The 1,917-nt window shown below is 64.5% G+C and carries 3 protein-coding genes; all 3 read right to left on the reverse strand.

Annotated features, from left to right (window positions below):
* Positions 1-354: 354 nt before the first annotated feature.
* Entirely contained in the window at positions 355-693 is a 339-nt protein-coding gene (locus AZG88_RS36025; RefSeq protein ID WP_061043278.1) for a hypothetical protein, read from the reverse strand.
* A 266-nt stretch (positions 694-959) separates the two neighbouring features.
* Complete coding sequence (gene brnA / locus AZG88_RS36030) at positions 960-1,196, reverse strand: type II toxin-antitoxin system BrnA family antitoxin (protein ID WP_061043277.1); 237 nt, start codon at positions 1,194-1,196, stop codon at positions 960-962.
* Positions 1,197-1,288: 92 nt separating this feature from the next.
* Entirely contained in the window at positions 1,289-1,450 is a 162-nt protein-coding gene (locus tag AZG88_RS55825) for a BrnT family toxin (protein ID WP_231914306.1), read from the reverse strand.
* Between the last annotated feature and the right edge of the window lie 467 nt (positions 1,451-1,917).

Genomic DNA, 1,917 nt, shown 5'->3' on the forward strand with positions numbered 1-1,917 from the left:
GTACATAATTCTAGCCTAAATATGTGCCTGTGCGGTCGGGCGCGGCGTATGCCGGGACCCCCCGGCTGCCTCCGACAGCCCGCAACCCCTCGCCGACCCCGCCGGCGGCGGTCTCAGCTCATCGGCGCGACGGGGATTCCGTTGAGGATGAGGATCTTCTCCACCACTGCCGGCGACGCCGAGCGTCGATGCCGCTCCGCGGAAACACATCGACCTCACGCGACAAAGTCGCGTACTCCGGCAACTCCGTTTCGTCGTAGGTCCCGAGGATCGACTGGGAGCCGAAGACAATCACCTGACCCTCGTCGAGGTTCGCGCAGGCTGCCTTGATGACCTGCTCGAACTCCTCGCGGTTCACTTCAGGACGAGCTCACGCAGATCATCGAGGACCTTCATGCGATCATCCTCGGTCAGCAGCACGTACAGAGGGGAAAGGTTGCGCATCTCGTTCCCGGTCTCGTCGTCCGACTCGACGATCTGACGAAGGGTCTCGACGTCGTTGTCCTCGACGATTCGTTCCCACCGATCCAGGAAGTCGGTGAAGTACGGGCTGCGACTGACATGCTCGCGGACACTCTGAAGACTGCGGCGTACGCGGACGGTGTCGAGGGGCAGATGCTCGCGCTCGACCTTGTTCAGGATCGCGGTCTGCATGAGCTTCTGCCGGGTGACCTTCATGTTGACGACGGTCATCTCCCGCTCCCTCATTACTTCAGGCCAACTACCGCTGCGGACGGTGCCCACAGTGTCCGGGTCCGGCCACCGTTTTACGCAGGTCACCCCACGCCCACACATGCGACGACCCGACCTCCCCCCGCCTGAACGAACAAGCGCTCACAAGACCCTCCGCGCTACCGCGATCACCCCCGATAGCGTCACCCGCCGGACGACGGCAGCCACTCCCCAACCACCCGGAGATTCCCAGAGAAATTCTGTGCCGCCACGCCACCACGGCAGGATCAGGCGGCCGTCGAGCCGTTGCGTTCGAGCCTCTCGGCGATCCACACCTTGATCAGCGACTGCCGGGTAACCCCGAGACGAGTCGCCTCACGATCCAACGCTGCGATCATCCACGCCGGGAAGTCGACATTGACACGCCGCTGCTCCTCGCCCGGGCGCCGGGCCCTGGCCGTATCGAGCGCGAACGTCACGTCCTCGCCGGCATCAAAACGCTCGTCGAACTCGTCAGCCCTCATAAAGCGCCACCTCTCCCTCACGTGAGCGCCGAACCGCGATGATCCGGGTCCGGTCCGCACGATAGGTCACCACCGCGGACCACCATTTTCCGTCAATCACCCCGATCACCAGCCACCTGGAGCTCATCCGTAGTTCTCGCGGGCACCTCGAGCCGGTGAGGATCTCGCCACAGTGCCTGCGCCGACAGAAAATCGATGCCGTGCTCGGCCAGGTTCGCTTCGCTCTTGTTCGGATCGAACTCAAACCCAGACATGTATAGAAACTATTCCATTTTGGCTGGAGGAGTTCCCCGCTTTCCCACCCCAGCTCAGGCCCGAAACCAACACGTACGACTCGACACCGGCGGCATCGGAACCAGAGCCGATCCAGCGAATGGCGCCTCGAGCGATCAGTGACCTCCCCCGGCGCACCCGTCACTTCGCGCTGGAGCGGACCGCGGGGTGGGTCCGGGTCCGGGTCCTGACGTTTCCCGTCGCCTGCCGCCGCCACCGCGGGCGGACTGGTAGACAGACCAGGTGTGGTGGAACGCTCGGATCAGGAGGCCTCGATGCCGCGACCATCAACATGGGTGAGCACCACGGCGTCAGCCCTCGGTGCGGAGCTGGCACGGATCGGTCTGACCGTCCCCACCGACCGACTCGAGGACCTGCTCACCGACCGAGTCGCCGCCGTCGCGGAGCAGATGCGCATCACCGAACGCACCGCCCGCCGGTACTTCGA

Source organism: Rhodococcus sp. LB1, from assembly GCF_001583455.1.
In the GTDB taxonomy this organism is placed as follows: Bacteria; Actinomycetota; Actinomycetes; order Mycobacteriales; family Mycobacteriaceae; genus Rhodococcus_F; species Rhodococcus_F opacus.